Source organism: Streptomyces sp. NPDC001816, assembly GCF_042892235.1.
Classification (GTDB): Bacteria; Actinomycetota; Actinomycetes; order Streptomycetales; family Streptomycetaceae; genus Streptomyces.
Genome location: NZ_JBIATY010000019.1, coordinates 45772 through 62772 on the forward strand (window position 1 = coordinate 45772; position 17001 = coordinate 62772).

The window sequence follows — 17001 nt, forward strand, 5'->3', positions numbered from 1 at the left end:
AAGCGAGATGCGTGCAGGGGTCAACCGGAGGGCCGATCCGCAAGAGCGACGCGTACTCCGCAAGGTGGATGCCGTGATCACCTGTACGCCTAGTCTGTCCCGGTGACGGATGAGGCGACGGCGGAGAGCATCCGCGAGGGACGCGGCTGGCGGGAGGCGACCCAGGAGGCGCTCTACGGGCCGGGCGGCTTCTACCGGCGGCCCGAGGGCCCGGCCGGTCACTTCCGTACCTCCGTGCACGCCTCCGCGTTGTTCGCGGGCGCCGTGGCACGGCTGCTGTGCCGGGTCGACGAGGCGCTCGGGCGGCCGCGGACGCTGGACTTCGTCGACATGGGCGCCGGGCGCGGGGAGCTGGTGACCGGCGTGCTCGCCGCCCTGCCGGCCGACGTGGCGGCCCGCGCGCGCGGGCACGCCGTCGAGATCGCGGACCGTCCGGCGGGCCTGGACGACCGGATCACCTGGCGGAGCGAACCCCCGGAGACGATCACCGGGCTGCTGTTCGCCAACGAGTGGCTGGACAACGTGCCCGTGGACGTCGTCGAGGTGGACCCGGCGGGCGTGCCCCGGCTGGTGCTCGTCGCGGCGGACGGCACCGAACGGCTCGGGGAGCCGGTGTCGGGCGCGGACGCGGACTGGCTGGCGCGGTGGTGGCCGCTGCCGGGCGAGCAGGGACTTCGCGCGGAGATCGGGCTGCCCCGGGACCTGGCGTGGGCGGCCGCGGTGGACCGGGTGGTGCGGGGACTCGCGGTGGCCGTGGACTACGCGCACACCGCGGACGCGCGCCCCCCGTTCGGGACGCTCACCGGCTTCCGGGAGGGGCGCGAGACGGCACCCGTGCCGGACGGCTCGTGCGACATCACGGCGCATGTCGCGCTGGACGCGTGCGCGGCGGCAAGCACGCCGGTCCCCTCGACGCCTCACACGCACCTTGCCGCGGCGCACACACCCTCCGGCACGGCGCGCACACTCCCCGCCGCACGCCTGCTCACGCAACGCGCCGCCCTGCGCGCCCTGGACCTCACCGGCGCACGCCCGCCGCTCGCGCTGGCCTCGACGGACCCCGCCGCCTACGTACGCGCCCTGGCGAGTGCCGGCGAGGCCGCCGAACTCACCGCCCCGGGCGGCCTCGGCGACTTCGGCTGGCTGCTCCAGCCGGTTGGAATCCCGGACCCACTCGCCTAGGGCCGGCAGCTCACTTGTCGATGTCGCCGACCACGAAGAACATCGACCCCAGGATCGCCACCATGTCCGCCACCAGCGTCCCCGGCAGCAGCTCGGTCAGAGCCTGGATGTTGTTGTAGGACGCGGAGCGCAGCTTCAGCCGGTACGGGGTCTTCTCGCCCTTGCTGACCAGGTAGTAGCCGTTGATCCCGAGCGGGTTCTCGGTCCACGCGTACGTGTGCCCCTCGGGCGCCTTCAGCACCTTGGGCAGCCGCTGGTTGATCGGCCCGGGCGGCAGTTCGGCGAACCGGTCCAGGCAGGCGTCGGCGAGGTCGAGTGCGTTGTGGGTCTGCTCCAGGAGCACCTCGAAACGGGCGAGACAGTCGCCCTCGCTCCGGGTGACGACCTTCAGCGTGTCCTGGAGGTCGCCGTAGGCCAGGTACGGCTCGTCGCGGCGCAGGTCGAAGTCGACGCCCGACGCGCGTGCGATGGGCCCGCTCACACCGTAGGCGTGCACGGTCTCCGGCGTGAGCGCCCCCACGTCCCGCGTACGCCCCCGGAAGATCTCGTTGCCGAGCACCAGGTCGTCGAAGACGTCCATCCGGGAGCGCACGGCGGCGACGGCGGCACGCGCACGTGCCGTCCACCCGGCCGGCAGGTCCTCCTTGAGGCCGCCGACGCGGTTGAACATGTAGTGCATGCGCCCGCCGGAAACCTCCTCCATGACGTTCTGGAGCACCTCGCGCTCCCGGAACGCGTAGAAGACCGGCGTGATCCCGCCCAGCTCCAGTGGGTACGAACCGAGGAACATCAGGTGGTTCAGCACCCGGTTCAGCTCGGCGAGCAGCGTGCGCGTCCACACCGCGCGCTCGGGGACCTCCATGCCGAGCATCCGCTCCACGGCGAGGACCACGCCCAGCTCGTTCGAGAACGCCGACAGCCAGTCGTGGCGGTTGGCGAGCATGATGATCTGCCGGTAGTCGCGCGCCTCGAAGAGCTTCTCCGCGCCCCGGTGCATGTAGCCGATGACCGGCTCCGCGTGCAGGATGCGCTCTCCGTCCAGCACCAGCTTGAGCCGCAGCACGCCGTGCGTGGACGGATGCTGGGGGCCGATGTTGAGCACCATGTCGGTGCTCTCGGCGGCACCGCCGATGCCGACCGTGGTCTCCGTCGCAGTCATGGACCCAGTTTCCCCTACGTACGCTGGCTCCATGGAAACGGGGATCCCCAAGGAGACCGGGATATCGGGGGAAGAGCCGGTGTGGCGGGGACTGCCGCCCGGCCTGCTGCGCATGCGCCGCCTGCTGCTGGCGGTGTGGACGGGCGTGTTCGCCGTCGCGGCGGGGCTGCTGCCCGGCCTGCTCGCCGGCTGGACGTGGGCCGCCTTCGCGCTGCTCCCGCTGGCCCTCGGCGCGTGGGGCCGGCGTCTGCTGGCCCGCAACTGGCGCTCCTGGCGGTACGCCGAGCGCGCCGACGACCTGCTGATCAGCCGCGGTGTCCTGTGGCGCGAGGAGACCGTGGTGCCGTACGGGCGGATGCAGCTGGTGGAGGTCACCTCGGGGCCCGTGGAGCGCTCCTTCGGGCTGGCCAGCGTGCAGCTGCACACCGCCGCCGCGGCGACCGACGCGACCATCCCGGGTCTGGACCCGGCCGAGGCGGAGCGGCTGCGCGACCGGCTCACCGAGCTGGGCGAGGCCCGATCGGCGGGCCTGTGACCACATCCGACCTCGACGACGTGGCGGCACACCCGCCCCTGGCCGAGCGGCGGCTGCACCCCGTCACGCCCTTCCGGCGGGCCTGGGCGCCGGTCGCCGTACTCGCCGGCTGGGCCGGGCACGACCCGAGCGGCGCGCAGGAGCAGCTGCAGCGGCTGACCTCCACGATGCTGCTCGTCGGACTCGCCGTGCTGGTCCCGGCGGCCGGCCTCTACGGCTTCCTGTCCTGGTGGTTCACGCACTTCGCGGTCACCGACAGCGAACTGCGCATCCGTACCGGGCTGCTGTTCCGGCGCACCGCGCACATCCGGCTGGAGCGCATCCAGGCGGTCGACGTCACGCGCCCGCTCCTCGCGCGCGTGGCGGGTGTCGCCAAGCTGCGCATCGATGTCGTCGGGGCCGACAAGAAGGACGAACTCGCCTTCCTGGGCGAGCAGGAGGCGCGCGCTTTGCGCGCGGAGCTGCTCGCGCGCGCCGCGGGTTTCGCGCCCGAGACGGCGCGCGAAGTCGGCGAGGCACCGGCGCACGAGCTGCTGCGGGTGCCCCCGCGCGAGCTGGCGCTCTCCCTCGTGCTGACGGGCGCCACCTGGGGCTCCCTGGCCGCCGCCCTCGTCGTACCGCCCGTGCTGTGGCTCGCCACCCACAGCCTGTGGACCGTCCTCGCCGCCGCCCTGCCGCTGCTCGGTACGGCGGGCGCGAGCAGCGCGGGGCGGTTCGTCGCCGAGTACGACTGGACGGTGGGCGAGTCCCCGGACGGGCTGCGCATCGACCACGGGCTGCTCGACCGCGCGCACGAGACGGTGCCGCCGGGACGGGTGCAGACCGTGCGGATCGTGGAACCGCTGCTGTGGCGACGGCGGGGCTGGGTGCGGGTGGAGCTGGACGTGGCCGGGTCCGACAACTCCGTGCTGGTGCCGGTCGCTCCGCGCGCGGTGGCCGAGTCGGTCATAGCGCGCATACTGCCCGGCGTGACCGTACCGGAGTCGCTGTCCCGCCCGCCCCGGCGGGCCGGTCGGTGCGTGCCGGTGTGGTGGCGCGGGCACGGCCTCGCGGTCACCGAAGCGGTGTTCGCCGCCCGGCACGGCCTGCTGCGCCGCCGCCTGTCGCTGGTCCCGCACGCCAAGGTGCAGAGCGTACGGCTCACCCAGGGGCCCTGGGAGCGGCTGTGGCGGCTCGCCGACGTCCACGTGGACACCGGGGCCGACAAGACCGTCACGGCCCGCCTGCGGGACGCCGAGGAGGCCGCACTGCTGCTGCGCGCCCAGGCGGAGCGGTCCCGCACCGGCCGCAGGGACGCCCGCCCCGACCGCTGGATGGCGTGAGCCCGGCCCACCCCTCGCGGATGGACCGGGCTCGGTGCCTGGTGGATGCCTGGCGGAGACTCAGGAAGCGGCGGTGCGCAGCCCCTGGAGGTCGATCTGCTCCGTCTCGTCGTGCGCGGTCAGGTCGATGACCTGGCCGACGCCGCGCGACTCCGCGTCGGCGGGCTTGAACTCGGCCTCCGCCTCGGCCTTGTGCAGCGCGAGGGCCTCCTGGCCGACGACGTCGGCGAGGTCCTCGTTCTGCACGGACTCCAGCGCGGCGGACGCCGACTGCTTCTGGGTGCCGAAGAAGTCGAACCCGCCCTCGATCGCCGGGCGCCGCGCGGGCGCGGCCGGTACGACGGCCACCGCGGTCGGCACCGTGAAGTGACCGGCGGGCTGCTGCCCCGCGGGCTTGGCGGGCTGGTCCGCAGTCGTCGAGGTGGCGGCCGCGGGCTCGTGTCCGCCGGCCGCCTCGGGCTTCCCCTGCGCCTCGCCCTCCGTGTCGGCCTCCTGCACGGGCTCCTTGCGCACACCGTCACCCGGGGCCTCGGCGGACCCGGCCGACTTCGACTCGGCCGGGACGGGCTCGGGCCTTACGGGCTCGGGCCTGACCGGCTCGGGTTCGGCGGACTCGGGCGCGACAGACTCGGCCTGGGCAACCGCGACCTCGGCGGACTCGACCTCGCCGGACTCGACCTCGACCTCGGCCTCGGCTGACGCCCCGTCACGGTCCAGCCGGGACAGCGCCACCGCGGCCTTCAGGAACAGCTGAGCGCCCTCGGCGGAGAACACCGGGCCGGCCTTCGGCTTCTCCTCGGCGGCCTCGGCGGTCTCGACCGTGTCACCGGACTCGGACTCGCCGGCCTCGGACTCAGCGGCCTCGGGCTCGGCGCTGCGCGCGGGCGGCAGTGCGGGCGGGCCGGACGGCACGGCCGCCTCGATCTCCAGCAGCCGGCGCCCCTCCAGGGCGCTCGCGCGCTCGGTCTCCGCCGTGGCGTAGCGGCGCAACAGGGCCGCGTGCTCGTTGCGCAGCCCGGCCAGCTCCGCGCGCTTGGCGCGCAGCCGCTGCTCGAGCTTGGTGCGCAGCTCGCGCGACTCCTCCAGGTCGGTCTCCAGTTCGGCGACCCGTTCGTCGTAGCGCCACTCGTCGCTGACCCGCGCGCGCGTGAGGTCGGCGACCTGCTTGCCCGCCTGGGAGTCCCAGCGGCGCATCACGACGGCACCCACGACAGCGGTCGCCGCGGCGGCCGCGGCCAGCGTGCGCAACACCGTGACCTCGGAGAACACCCAGGGACCCAGCGCGCAGACGACGGACACGCCGGCGATCGCCGACGGAGGCAACAGCCGGTGCAGAGGTGGTGAATGGCGGTGGCGTCCACGTGGCATGGCCAGAAACTTACCGCGCGTAGGCGCTTCGCGGACCCCCGCCCCGTAAAAACACCGCCACACCACGAGCTTGTCCGGGCATCGGGCACCCGGCGGCTCAGCGGTCGCTCAGCCGCCCGCTGAGCCACTGCAGCGTCGGCGGGATCTCCCGGCGCCAGGTGTTGAAGTTGTGCCCGCCGCTGTCCAGGATGATCGACGAGATCCGGGTCAGGTTCGTGGCCTGCACATCCCCTATGAACTTGAGGGTGTCCTTGTAGTTGTGTTCGCCGATCCTGCTGCTGGTGACGAGCAGCGAGGTGTCGGGCGCGGGCTCGTGCTTGAGGAGCCACCACAGGTCGGCACGATTCTGCAGTTTCGTGTCGCCCTTGAAGAGGTCACCGGTCGTGGGGTCGATCGGCGCCTTGTAGTAGGGCGAGAGACCGGCGGCGGCCGCGTAGACGCTCGGGTGGTGCATGGCGAGCTTCAGCGCGCAGTAGCCGCCGGTGGAGTCGCCGACGATGCCCCAGCTGCCGGGCCGCTTGCCCACCCTGTAGTGCGCGAGTACGGCCTCGGGCAGGTCCTCGGCGAAGAAGGTCTCGCTCTGCGGCCCGCCCGGGACGTCCACGCACTCGGTGTCGCGCGGCGGCGCCACGGTCGGCCGCAGCATCACCAGGATCATCGGCTGCATCCGCCCGTCCTTGGCCAGCTCCTGCGCCGTACGCGGGTAGTGCAGTTTGTCCACCAGCGCCTGCGCCGTACCGGGGTAGCCGGTCAGTACGACGGCCGCCGGGAACGTACGCGTGCGGTACTGCGGCTGGAAGTACTCGGGCGGCAGATAGACGTACGCCGGGGTGGCGATGTGGGTCTTGCGGCCCACGATGTCCACCTTCTGGATCTGCCCGGCCGTCTGCGGCCGTGCTCCGTTGACGCCCTTGACCAGGGAGGAGGAGACCACCTGCAGCGGGCCGCCCGTACCGGCGTTGGCCGAGTGGTCGACGACTATGCCCTGGTCGGTCTCCTGGCCGAACAGGTCGGCCCAGCTGGCGTAGAACCCGAAGGCCTGGTTGGCGGCGACCCCGAGGGAGCCGAAGAGTGCCAGCTGGGTGGCAAGGAGCAGACCGACGCGCCCGCTGACGGCCCGCCAGTTCTGCCGGGCGAGCCGCGGCCACAGCCACACCGTGGCGATGAAAAGCACCGCGGCGAGCACGACGGCAAGCGCCAGCACCTTGTTGCTCGTGAGACCCATGAGCTCTTCCTGCCTGCGCTTTCCGCCCGTGGCCCACCCAGCATCGTTGCAAGGGCTTGCCCGGGGCTTTCCTTGGCCTTTGACCCGACTTTCCGGAGGGGAGTGAACCTCTCTCCCCAAGACACCGTCCTAGAGGGCGCAATGTCGCCGGATGCCCCGATCGGCACCGGGTTCAAGGTCTCTCGCAGAACTACGGGATGCGATGTCTGTCAGGATAGATGGGGAAATGTCGGGCGGGGTTCCGAGCCGATCAAGCCGGGCGCGGCGCATACTGCGCGGCCCGCGCCCCGAGGCCGTTCCCGCTCTGGTCGGCAGGGCGTGCGCCCTCGTGGGCGTGGTGGACATCGCCGCGGGCGTGTTCCCGCGCTTCCGTCACAGCCGTATGCACGCCCTGGCCGAGGTACTGCCCGGCTCCTTCGGGCCGTTCGCGGCGGCACTCTCGCTCAGCGCGGGCGTGCTGCTGCTCCTGCTCGCACACGGGCTCAAGCGGCGCAAGCGCCGGGCGTGGCGCGCCGCGGTCGCGCTCCTGCCCGCCGGTGCGGCCGCCGAGTTCGTGTACCGGCACTCGGTCATCGGCATGCTCATCTCGTTGGCGATCCTGATTCCGCTGCTGCGCCACCGCGACGAGTTCGCGGCGCTGCCGGACCCGCGCAGCCGCTGGCGCGCGCTCGCCAACTTCGTCCTGATGGCCGCCGGTTCCCTCGCCCTCGGCCTGGTCATCGTCAGCGTCCATCCGAACCGGATGGTCGGCGACCCGAGCCTGGCCGACCGTCTGACGCACGTCGTCTACGGCCTGTTCGGCTTCGAGGGCCCGCTGGACTACGACGGCAACACGTCCTGGACGGTCGCCTTCTCCCTCGGCGCCCTCGGCTGGCTGACCGCGGTCACCACCATCTACTTCGCCTTCCGCCCCGAGCACCCGGCCGCCCGCCTCACCGAGGAGGACGAGGCCCGGCTGCGCGCCCTGCTGGACAAGCACGGCGGCCGCGACTCCCTCGGCCACTTCGCGCTGCGCCGCGACAAGGCGGTCGTCTTCTCGCCCAGCGGGAAGGCGGCGGTCACCTACCGCGTGGTCTCCGGCGTGATGCTCGCGAGCGGCGACCCGATCGGCGACGTCGAGGCCTGGCCCGGCGCCATCGAACGCTTCATGGACGAGGCCAAGGCGCACTCCTGGACCCCGGCCGTCATGGGTTGCTCGGAGACGGGCGGCGAGGTGTGGACCCGCGAGACCGGCCTGGACGCCCTGGAACTGGGCGACGAGGCGGTGGTCGACGTGGCGGATTTCTCACTCGCCGGACGCGCGATGCGCAACGTGCGCCAGATGGTCAAGCGCATCGAGCGGGCCGGCTACGAAACCCGGGTACGGCGCATCCGTGACCTCGGCGAGGCCGAGCTGGAGCGCATCCGCCGGGCGGCGGAGGACTGGCGCGGCACGGACACCGAGCGCGGCTTCTCCATGGCGCTCGGCCGCATCGGCGACCCCACCGACGGCGACTGTCTGATCGCCACCGCCCACAAGGCCGACGACGAGCCCGGCGAGTACGGCGACCTGAAGGCGATCCTGCACTTCGTGCCCTGGGGATCCGACGGTGTCTCCCTGGACCTGATGCGCCGCGACCGCGCCGCCGATCCCGGCATGAACGAGCTGCTGATCGTCGCCGCCCTGCAGGCCGCCCCCAAGTTCGGCATCGCGCGGGTCTCGCTGAACTTCGCGATGTTCCGCTCCGCCCTCGCGCGCGGGGAGAAGATCGGCGCGGGCCCGGTGCTGCGCGCCTGGCGCGGACTGCTGGTGTTCCTCTCGCGCTGGTTCCAGATCGAGTCGCTGTACAAGTTCAACGCCAAGTTCCAGCCGCGCTGGGAGCCGCGCTTCGTCGTCTACCGCGCCTCCGCCGACCTGCCCCGCATCGGCTTCGCCGCCATGCAGGCGGAGGGCTTCGTCGACCTCGCCCTGCCGCTCCCGCGCTTCCTGCGCCGGCGCCGGCCGGCCGCCGAGCGCCCCTGCGCGCACTCCGTGGCGGAACGCGACGTCCGAGCCGCCTGACCCCGGCCTGCCGCGCCGAGAGCCCGGCCCGGCCCCTGACCGGCCCGGGCGGAAGCCCCATCCCCTCCAGCACGGGAGCTTCCGCCCGGGCCGCGGCGCGTGTGCGACACCCCCCTGGGCCTACGCTGAACGTATGAACAACCTCAGCGGGCGCGGCCGAGTGGCAGGCCTTCCGGCATGGGACCGGTGCGCGGTCATGGGGGTCGTGAACGTGACCCCCGATTCCTTCTCCGACGGCGGCCGCTGGTTCGACACGACCGTCGCCGTCAAGCACGGCCTGGACCTGGTGGCCGAGGGCGCGGACCTGGTCGACGTCGGCGGCGAGTCCACCCGCCCCGGCGCCACCCGCGTCGACGAGGCCGAGGAACTCAGGCGCGTCATCCCCGTCGTCCGCGGCCTCGCCTCCGAAGGCGTGGCCGTCTCCGTCGACACCATGCGCGCCTCCGTCGCCGAACAGGCCCTCGCCGCCGGCGCCGTCCTCGTCAACGACGTCAGCGGCGGCCTCGCCGACCCCGCGATGATCCCCGTGGTCGCCGCCACGGGCGCCCCCTTCGTCGTCATGCACTGGCGCGGCTTCCTGCAGGGCGGCAACGTCCAGGGCGTGTACGAGGACGTCGTCGCCGAAGTCGTGGACGAACTGCAGGCGCGCGTGGAGGCCGTTCTCGCGGGCGGCATCGCCCCCGAGCGCATCGTCGTCGACCCCGGTCTCGGCTTCTCCAAGCAGGCCGAGCACGACCTCACCCTGCTCGCCCACCTCGACCGGCTGCACGCCCTCGGCCACCCCCTGCTCGTCGCCGCCTCCCGCAAGCGGTTCCTCGGCCGCGTCCTCGCCGGCCCGGAGGGCGCACCCCCGCCGGCCCGCGAGCGCGACGCCGCCACGGCCGCCGTCTCTGCGCTCGCGGCGCACGCCGGCGCATGGGCGGTTCGCGTGCACGAGGTACGCGCCACCGCGGACGCGGTGCGGGTGGCGCGCGCCGTCGAAGGAGCCCGGTGAGCGCCCCCCACACGGACGTCGAACAGGTGGAGGCCGCCAACACCGCCTTCTACGAGGCGATGGAGCGCGGTGACTTCGAGGAGCTGTCCTCGCTCTGGCTCACGCCCTCCGACCTGGGCGTGGACGAGGAGTACCACGACCCGGCGGACACCGGCGTGATCTCCTGCGTCCACCCCGGCTGGCCGGTGCTCACCGGCCGCTCCGAGGTCCTCAGGTCGTACGCGCTGATCATGGCGAACACCGACTACATCCAGTTCTTCCTCACCGACGTGCACGTCTCCGTCACCGGCGACACCGCCCTGGTGACCTGCACCGAGAACATCCTGAGCGGCGGCCCCGCCCCCGAGGACGGCGCGGAACTCGGCCCCCTGGTCGGCCAGCTCGTCGTCGCCACGAACGTGTTCCGGCGCACCCCCACCGGCTGGAAGCTCTGGTCGCACCACGCCTCCCCCGTACTGGCCGAATCCGACGAGGAAGAGGAGAACGGCCAGAGCGGAGCGAACGGCGAGAATTCCGGCGACAACCCCCTCGCGTGACCGGGTACGAACCCCACACGGACCAAGAAGTGGTTGGAATCACCTACCCGGGGGTATGTGCGGCTACCAGCCCATGACGCGGCCGGGTTCCCCAGGGGAAACACACGGTGAAGCCTGCGGGTCCCCACCCGGGCACGCGCCCCCGTCACCCGGATGTGTCAGCGTCCGCAGGTAGATTCGTCAGAGGCCGGTGTGCCGCCCGCACGCGGCACCGCCCGGTCGTTCCCGACGATTGCAGGAGTGATTCGCGTGGATCGTGTCGCGCTGCGCGGCCTGAAGGCCCGCGGGCACCACGGTGTGTTCCCCAAGGAGCGCGAGGAGGGCCAGACCTTCATCGTGGACCTCGTCCTTGGTCTGGACACCCGGCCGGCCGCGGCCGACGACGACCTGGCGAAGACCGTCCACTACGGCATCGTGGCCGAAGAGGTCGTGGCCGTGGTCGAGGGCGAACCGGTGAACCTCATCGAGACCCTCGCCGAGCGGATCGCCCAGACCTGCCTGAAGCACGAGGGAGTCCAGGAGGTAGAGGTCTGCGTCCACAAGCCGGACGCCCCGATCACCGTCCCGTTCGACGACGTGACCGTCACCATCACCCGGAGCCGAGTATGACCCGACCTTTCGCCCAGGGTCACAGCGACCCGACCGTCCAGCCGGTGCCCGCCTCGGTCGTCGAGCAGGTGGACGCCGCCGACACGACACTGAGCAACCCGAAATGGGCCGTGATCTCCATCGGCTCCAACCTCGGCAACCGCCTGGAGACCCTCCAGGGAGCCGTCGACGCCCTGGAGGACACCCCCGGCGTCCGTGTGAAGGCCGTGTCGCCGGTCTACGAGACGGAGCCGTGGGGCGTCGAGCCCGGCAGCCAGCCCTCCTACTACAACGCCGTCGTCGCCCTGAAGACCACCCTGCCGCCGTCCTCCCTGCTGGAGCGGGCCCACGCCGTCGAGGAGGCCTTCAACCGGGTCCGCGACGAGCGCTGGGGACCGCGCACCCTGGACGTCGACATCGTCGCCTACGCGAACGTCACCTCCGACGACCCGCAGCTCACCCTCCCGCACCCGCGCGCCCACGAGCGCGCCTTCGTACTCGCCCCGTGGCACGACATCGACCCGCAGGCGCTGCTGCCCGGCCGGGGCACGGTGGCCGAACTGCTGTCGGCCGTCACCCGCGACGGCGTCGAGGCCCGCAGGGACCTGGAACTCCGACTGCCCGAGTAGTCGTTAAGGTCAAGACGACCACAGTCCGGGACCGGTCCGGGGGAGCTGAAGGGACACCGTGAGAGAGCTGCGCATCAGGTTGCTGGCCGGCGTGTTCGTCGTGGCCGGCGTCCTGTCCTGGGCGGGCGCCCGCCTCTGGAACTCGATCGGGACACTCCCCAGCGTCCCTCTGGCCGCCCCCGTCGTCCTCGCGCTGATCGCGGTGGTCCTGCTGGCCACGGCGCTCTCGCTGCGCGCCCGGCTCAGGGCCCAGCGCGAGCGCCGCCCCGGCGCCAAGGGCGTCGACCCGCTGATGGCCGCCCGAGCGGTCGTCTTCGGCCAGGCCAGCGCCCTGGTGGCCGCCCTGGTCGCCGGCATGTACGGCGGCACGGGCGTCTTCCTGCTGGAGCTCCTCGACATCCCTGCCCGCCGCGACCAGGCCCTCTACGCCGGCCTCTCGGTCCTGGCCGGCATCGGCGTGATAGCGGCGGCCATGTTCCTGGAGCGGGTCTGCAAGCTCCCCGAGGACGAGGACCGCAACCACGCGGGCGCGGAGCCGGCGGCCTGACCACCGGCTCCGGTCGTTCGGCGCAGGCCGGTCAGCGCGCCATGATGAGGCTCATCGCCTCGTTCCGCGTCGTCGCGTCGCGCAGCTGACCGCGCACCGCCGAGGTGATCGTCTTCGCGCCCGGCTTGCGGATGCCCCGCATCGACATGCACATGTGCTCGCACTCGACGACCACGATCACGCCCCGCGGCTCCAGGATCTCCATCAGGGAGTCCGCTATCTGCGTGGTGAGCCGTTCCTGCACCTGCGGGCGCCGGGCGTAGACGTCCACGAGCCGGGCCAGCTTGGACAGACCGGTGATCTTCCCGGTCACGGACGGGATGTAGCCGACGTGGGCGACGCCCCGGAACGGCACCAGATGATGCTCACAGGTGCTGTAGACCTCTATGTCCTTCACGAGCACCATCTCGTCGTGCCCCAGGTCGAACGTCGTCGTCAGGACGTCCTCGGGCTTCTGCCACAAGCCCGCGAAGATCTCCTTGTACGCCCGAGCCACCCGCGCCGGCGTCTCCCTGAGGCCCTCACGATCCGGATCCTCACCGACCGCGATCAGCAGTTCCCGTACGGCGTTCTCGGCGCGCTTCTCGTCGAACTCGCCGATGGTGCCCTCACCGTCCAGGGTCACGGGGTCGGTCATCTGGTTCCTCGTTCCTGTGCTGTCACGCGTGCGTCCACGCGCTCTGTCTGCGGACATGCGAAATGCCGCGCCCCCCAGGCTAGAACCTGGGGGCCGCGGCATTCATTCCGGCCTGGTGGCTGAATGTGTTCAGCTCTCGGGGCGGTCTTCCGGGGTCTTGTCCGTCACCGGGGCGGACTCCGACGCCGTCGACTTGACCGTGCTGATCGCCGCCGTCGAGCCGTTCGCCCCGTTGGTCAGTGCCAGCTCCTTCGGGGAGAGCACCGGCGGGCGGGTGGACGGGGTGCGGCGGGAGGAGCCGGTCCACGCGGGCCGCGGCGGGCGCTTGTGGATCGGGGCGAAGATCTCGGCGATCTCCTCCTTGCCCAGGGTCTCCTTCTCCAGCAGGTGGAGGACGAGCTGGTCGAGCACGTCGCGGTTCTCGACCAGGATCTCCCAGGCCTCGTTGTGCGCGGTCTCGATGAGCTTCTTGACCTCTTCGTCGACCAGCGCGGCGACCTCTTCCGAGTAGTCGCGCTGGTGAGCCATCTCACGTCCGAGGAAGGGCTCGCTGTTGTCGCCGCCGAACTTGATCGCACCGAGCCGCTCGGTCATGCCGTACTGCGTGACCATCGCGCGGGCCAGGTTGGTGGCCTTCTCGATGTCGTTGGCGGCGCCGGTGGTCGGGTCGTGGAAGACCAGTTCCTCGGCCGCGCGGCCGCCCAGCATGTACGCCAGCTGGTCGAGCATCTCGTTGCGGGTGGTCGAGTACTTGTCCTCGTCCGGGAGCACCATCGTGTAGCCGAGGGCGCGGCCGCGGGAGAGGATCGTGATCTTGTGGACCGGGTCGGAGTTCGGCGAGGCCGCCGCGACCAGGGCGTGACCGCCCTCGTGGTACGCGGTGATCTTCTTCTCCTTGTCCGACATGATCCGGGTCCGCTTCTGCGGGCCCGCGACCACGCGGTCGATCGCCTCGTCCAGCGCCTTGTTGTCGATCAGCTTCTGGTCGCTGCGGGCGGTGAGCAGCGCGGCCTCGTTCAGCACGTTGGCGAGGTCGGCGCCGGTCATGCCGGGGGTGCGGCGGGCGACGGCGGCCAGGTCGACGTCGGGCGCGACCGGCTTGCCCTTCTGGTGAACCTTGAGGATCTCCATGCGGCCCTGCAGGTCCGGCGGGTCGACCGCGATCTGGCGGTCGAAGCGGCCGGGGCGGAGCAGCGCCGGGTCGAGGATGTCGGGCCGGTTCGTCGCGGCGATGAGGATCACGCCGCCCTTGACGTCGAAGCCGTCCATCTCGACGAGCAGCTGGTTCAGCGTCTGCTCGCGCTCGTCGTGACCGCCGCCGAGGCCGGCGCCGCGGTGGCGGCCGACCGCGTCGATCTCGTCGACGAAGACGATCGCCGGGGCGTTCGCCTTGGCCTGCTCGAAGAGGTCACGGACTCGGGAGGCACCGACACCGACGAACATCTCGACGAAGTCGGAACCGGAGATCGAGTAGAAGGGCACTCCGGCCTCGCCGGCCACGGCGCGCGCGAGCAGCGTCTTGCCGGTGCCGGGACGGCCGTAGAGGAGCACGCCCTTGGGGATCTTGGCGCCGACGGCCTGGAACTTGGCCGGCTCCTGGAGGAACTCCTTGATCTCGTGGAGCTCCTCGACGGCCTCGTCGCAGCCCGCGACGTCGGAGAAGGTCGTCTTCGGGGTGTCCTTGGTGATGAGCTTGGCCTTGGACTTGCCGAAGTTCATGACCCGGGAGCCGCCGCCCTGCATCTGATTCATCAGGAACAGGAAGACGACCACGATCAGGACGAAGGGCAGCAGGGAGAGCAGGACGCCGACGAACGGGTTCTGCTTGGACGGCGAGACCGTGTAGCCGTCCGGGATCTGCTTGTCCTGGTACTTGTTCTGCAGTGTGGCGGCGATGGCCACGCCCTGGTCGCCGATGTAGCTCGCCTGGATCTTCGAGCTGTCCTCGACCTTCTGGCCGTCCTTGAGGGTGACCTTGATGGTCTGCTCGTCACCGGTGGTGAGCTTGGCCGACTCGACCTTGTTCTCGTTGATCGCCGCCACGACCTGGCCGGTGTCCACCGTCTTGTAGCCGCCGGACGAGCCGACGACCTGCATCAACACGACCACGGCAAGGACGGCCAGCACGATCCACATGACCGGCCCACGGAAGTATCGCTTCACGTCCATCCATACGGAGCGGTGCCGCCCCGTCCCTCCTGCCATAGTGAGTTTGATAAGACAGTTCTTCTGACGGTACCCCAGCATTGTTGTCCGAAGCCGCACGGAGTGGCATGGACGGCTGGCGTTCCCGTCTCTGCTTGCTCCAACGGCGCGAAACCCGCTGGGGTTCCCGATCGTCTTACAGGGGCTGGCCCGATTGGCTCAGCCGCCGTAGACGTGAGGCGCGAGCGTACCGACGAACGGCAGGTTGCGGTACTTCTCGGCGTAGTCGAGGCCGTAGCCGACGACGAACTCGTTGGGGATGTCGAAGCCGACCCATTCCACGTCGATGGCGACCTTGGCGGCGTCCGGCTTGCGCAGCAGCGTGCACACCTTGAGGGACTCCGGCTCACGGGAACCGAGGTTGGACAGCAGCCAGGACAGGGTGAGTCCGGAGTCGATGATGTCCTCGACGATCAGGACGTGCTTGCCCTGGATGTCGGTGTCCAGGTCCTTGAGGATCCGCACGACACCGGAGGACTGGGTGCCCGCGCCGTAGGACGACACGGCCATCCAGTCCATCGTGACGGGGGTGGACAGCGCCCGGGCCAGGTCGGCCATGACCATGACGGCGCCCTTGAGCACGCCGACGATGAGCAGGTCCTTGCCCGCGTACTCCGCGTCGATCTTCGCGGCCAGCTCGGCCAGCTTCGCGTCGATCTCTTCCTTGGTGATGAGCACCTGCTTGAGGTCGGCACCCATGTCTTTCGCGTCCACCCGCATCACTTTCGGTCGTCCCGCACTTACGGCCGCTCTTACGGCCACCGGCTGTCCGGCCCGTCGGAGGGTCGCTCCGGGGGTCGGGATTCAGCCTTGCCGAATCACCAGTCTGCCACCCTGACGCTGGGCGACGACTTTGCCGGGGAGATTGATGGCTTTCTGGCCGCGCCAGCCGGTGATCAGCCGGTCGACTTCCTCGATGTGGCGGGCGAAGAGCGAGCCGGCCGGGGCACCGGCCTCGATGGCGGCGCGGCGCAGGATCCGGCGGCGTACGGCGGGCGGGAGGGCGTAGAGCTTGGCGCACTCCAGGAGGCCCATGGCGTCGCGTACGGAGGCCTCGGCCTGGGAGGCCCAGGCGTCGAGGGCGTCGGCGTCGTCGCGGGAGAGCTGGGCGGTGCGGGCGAGGGCCTCGACGACGCCTTTGCCGAGGGCCTTCTCCAGGGCGGGCAGACCTTCGTGCCGGAGCCGGGAGCGGGTGTAGGCGGGGTCGGCGTTGTGCGGGTCGTCCCAGACGGGCAGGGACTGGACCATGCAGGCCTTGCGGGCGGTCTGCCGGTCGATGTGCAGGAAGGGGCGCCGGTAACGGCCGTCGGCCCCCGAGACCGCGGCCATTCCGGACAGGGAGCGGATGCCGGAGCCGCGGGCGAGGCCGAGCAGGACGGTTTCGGCCTGGTCGTCGCGGGTGTGGCCGAGCAGGACCGCGGCGGCGCCGTGTCGTTCGGCCGCGGCGTCGAGGGCGGCGTAGCGGGCGTCTCGGGCGGCGGCCTCGGGGCCGCCCTCGCGGCCGACGGACACGGCGATGGACTCGGCGGGGTCGAGGCCGAGTTCGCGCAGCCTGAGGACGACCTCCGCGGCCCGGAGGTCGGAGCCGTGCTGGAGGCCGTGGTCCACGGTGATGCCGCCGGCACGGATGCCGAGCTTGGGGGCCTCGAAGGCGAGGGCCGAGGCGAGCGCCATGGAGTCGGCGCCGCCGGAGCACGCGACCAGCACGAGCGGGGAGGGGGTGCGCTCGTTCCGGCTCGGTTCGCGGGCATCCGCGGTGGCAGCCGTCGCGGCTGTCATCGCGGCTTCGGTGATGCAGCTGTGTTCGGTGAGGAGGTCGTGAAGGACGCGGCGGACCGCCAGGCGTATCGCCGCGACCGCAGGATGGGGACCCATGTCCGGTTCCCTTCATGAAGTTTTCGGGGGGTGAGCCCGAGGTCGGTCACTCAGAGTGTGTAGATGGTGACAGAAGCGGGCCGTTCCCCGAGCATTGCACGCTTACCCATCGCTCACGGTCCCTCGGACGGGTGATTGGAGGGGCATTCGCCTGCCGT

General features: G+C 71.6%; 16 protein-coding genes. 9 read left to right on the plus strand and 7 right to left on the minus strand.

Annotated elements, in window-relative coordinates; all coding sequences use genetic code 11:
* Positions 1–102: 102 nt before the first annotated feature.
* The gene (locus ACFYZZ_RS42460) at positions 103–1182 is read left to right on the plus strand and encodes an SAM-dependent methyltransferase (protein ID WP_389188565.1); all 1080 of its coding nucleotides are present in this window, start codon (positions 103–105) and stop codon (positions 1180–1182) included.
* Between the two features lie 10 nt (positions 1183–1192).
* On the opposite strand, the gene ACFYZZ_RS42465 is transcribed toward ACFYZZ_RS42460, so the two are convergent.
* Positions 1193–2341 carry an NADH-quinone oxidoreductase subunit D gene (locus ACFYZZ_RS42465; RefSeq protein ID WP_386579546.1) on the minus strand — a complete coding sequence of 383 codons (1149 nt, stop codon included), beginning with the start codon at positions 2339–2341 and terminating at the stop codon, positions 1193–1195.
* A 31-nt stretch (positions 2342–2372) separates the two neighbouring features.
* On the opposite strand from ACFYZZ_RS42465, the gene ACFYZZ_RS42470 reads away from it, so the two are divergent.
* A complete protein-coding gene (locus ACFYZZ_RS42470) occupies positions 2373–2876 on the plus strand; it encodes a PH domain-containing protein (RefSeq protein ID WP_389188568.1) in 504 nt (167 codons plus the stop codon).
* The gene (locus ACFYZZ_RS42475; protein ID WP_389188571.1) at positions 2873–4198 is read left to right on the plus strand and encodes a PH domain-containing protein; all 1326 of its coding nucleotides are present in this window, start codon (positions 2873–2875) and stop codon (positions 4196–4198) included. The genes ACFYZZ_RS42470 and ACFYZZ_RS42475 overlap by 4 nt, the downstream gene beginning before the upstream one ends.
* 60 nt (positions 4199–4258) lie before the next feature.
* Here ACFYZZ_RS42475 and ACFYZZ_RS42480 read toward each other — a convergent pair whose 3' ends face one another.
* Positions 4259–5566, minus strand: a complete 1308-nt coding sequence (locus ACFYZZ_RS42480) for a hypothetical protein (RefSeq protein WP_389188574.1) — start codon at positions 5564–5566, stop codon at positions 4259–4261.
* Positions 5567–5663: 97 nt separating this feature from the next.
* Complete coding sequence (locus tag ACFYZZ_RS42485) at positions 5664–6791, minus strand: alpha/beta hydrolase (RefSeq protein ID WP_389188577.1); 1128 nt, start codon at positions 6789–6791, stop codon at positions 5664–5666.
* A gap of 226 nt (positions 6792–7017) precedes the next feature.
* On the opposite strand from ACFYZZ_RS42485, the gene ACFYZZ_RS42490 reads away from it, so the two are divergent.
* From ACFYZZ_RS42490 to ACFYZZ_RS42515, 6 genes are all read left to right on the plus strand, one after another.
* On the plus strand, positions 7018–8832 hold the full coding sequence (locus ACFYZZ_RS42490) for a phosphatidylglycerol lysyltransferase domain-containing protein (protein WP_389188580.1): 1815 nt from the start codon (positions 7018–7020) through the stop codon (positions 8830–8832).
* 133 nt (positions 8833–8965) lie between these two features.
* A complete protein-coding gene (gene folP / locus ACFYZZ_RS42495) occupies positions 8966–9826 on the plus strand; it encodes a dihydropteroate synthase (RefSeq protein WP_389188583.1) in 861 nt (286 codons plus the stop codon).
* Complete coding sequence (locus tag ACFYZZ_RS42500) at positions 9823–10362, plus strand: nuclear transport factor 2 family protein (protein ID WP_389188585.1); 540 nt, start codon at positions 9823–9825, stop codon at positions 10360–10362. The genes folP and ACFYZZ_RS42500 overlap by 4 nt, the downstream gene beginning before the upstream one ends.
* Positions 10363–10611: 249 nt before the next feature.
* Positions 10612–10971 (plus strand): dihydroneopterin aldolase, encoded by a 360-nt coding sequence (gene folB / locus ACFYZZ_RS42505; protein WP_356299925.1) that lies wholly within the window; start codon positions 10612–10614, stop codon positions 10969–10971.
* A complete protein-coding gene (folK, locus tag ACFYZZ_RS42510; RefSeq protein ID WP_389188588.1) occupies positions 10968–11579 on the plus strand; it encodes a 2-amino-4-hydroxy-6-hydroxymethyldihydropteridine diphosphokinase in 612 nt (203 codons plus the stop codon). The genes folB and folK overlap by 4 nt, the downstream gene beginning before the upstream one ends.
* Positions 11580–11637: 58 nt before the next feature.
* The gene (locus ACFYZZ_RS42515; protein ID WP_386579532.1) at positions 11638–12126 is read left to right on the plus strand and encodes a DUF3180 domain-containing protein; all 489 of its coding nucleotides are present in this window, start codon (positions 11638–11640) and stop codon (positions 12124–12126) included.
* Between the two features lie 31 nt (positions 12127–12157).
* On the opposite strand, the gene folE is transcribed toward ACFYZZ_RS42515, so the two are convergent.
* The 4 genes from folE to tilS all read right to left on the minus strand — a co-directional run bounded on the left by folE (position 12158) and on the right by tilS (position 16843).
* Positions 12158–12763 (minus strand): GTP cyclohydrolase I FolE, encoded by a 606-nt coding sequence (folE, locus tag ACFYZZ_RS42520; protein WP_389188591.1) that lies wholly within the window; start codon positions 12761–12763, stop codon positions 12158–12160.
* Between the two features lie 129 nt (positions 12764–12892).
* Positions 12893–14932, minus strand: coding sequence for an ATP-dependent zinc metalloprotease FtsH (ftsH, locus tag ACFYZZ_RS42525; protein WP_389188594.1), 2040 nt, complete (start codon positions 14930–14932; stop codon positions 12893–12895).
* 195 nt (positions 14933–15127) lie between these two features.
* Positions 15128–15688, minus strand: a complete 561-nt coding sequence (hpt, locus tag ACFYZZ_RS42530) for a hypoxanthine phosphoribosyltransferase (protein ID WP_389188597.1) — start codon at positions 15686–15688, stop codon at positions 15128–15130.
* Between the two features lie 84 nt (positions 15689–15772).
* A complete protein-coding gene (gene tilS, locus ACFYZZ_RS42535) occupies positions 15773–16843 on the minus strand; it encodes a tRNA lysidine(34) synthetase TilS (protein WP_389188600.1) in 1071 nt (356 codons plus the stop codon).
* Between the last annotated feature and the right edge of the window lie 158 nt (positions 16844–17001).

Excerpts from the sequence above, each read along its gene's own strand:
- ACFYZZ_RS42465 (WP_386579546.1), bottom strand. The coding sequence starts at position 2,341 with ATGACTGCGACGGAGACCACGGTCGGCATCGGCGGTGCCGCCGAGAGC.
- ACFYZZ_RS42470 (WP_389188568.1), top strand. The coding sequence starts at position 2,373 with ATGGAAACGGGGATCCCCAAGGAGACCGGGATATCGGGGGAAGAGCCG.
- ACFYZZ_RS42480 (WP_389188574.1), bottom strand. The coding sequence starts at position 5,566 with ATGCCACGTGGACGCCACCGCCATTCACCACCTCTGCACCGGCTGTTG.
- ACFYZZ_RS42485 (WP_389188577.1), bottom strand. The coding sequence starts at position 6,791 with ATGGGTCTCACGAGCAACAAGGTGCTGGCGCTTGCCGTCGTGCTCGCC.
- ACFYZZ_RS42490 (WP_389188580.1), top strand. The coding sequence starts at position 7,018 with ATGTCGGGCGGGGTTCCGAGCCGATCAAGCCGGGCGCGGCGCATACTG.
- folP (WP_389188583.1), top strand. The coding sequence starts at position 8,966 with ATGAACAACCTCAGCGGGCGCGGCCGAGTGGCAGGCCTTCCGGCATGG.
- folK (WP_389188588.1), top strand. The coding sequence starts at position 10,968 with ATGACCCGACCTTTCGCCCAGGGTCACAGCGACCCGACCGTCCAGCCG.
- folE (WP_389188591.1), bottom strand. The coding sequence starts at position 12,763 with ATGACCGACCCCGTGACCCTGGACGGTGAGGGCACCATCGGCGAGTTC.
- ftsH (WP_389188594.1), bottom strand. The coding sequence starts at position 14,932 with ATGGACGTGAAGCGATACTTCCGTGGGCCGGTCATGTGGATCGTGCTG.
- hpt (WP_389188597.1), bottom strand. The coding sequence starts at position 15,688 with ATGCGGGTGGACGCGAAAGACATGGGTGCCGACCTCAAGCAGGTGCTC.
- tilS (WP_389188600.1), bottom strand. The coding sequence starts at position 16,843 with ATGGGTCCCCATCCTGCGGTCGCGGCGATACGCCTGGCGGTCCGCCGC.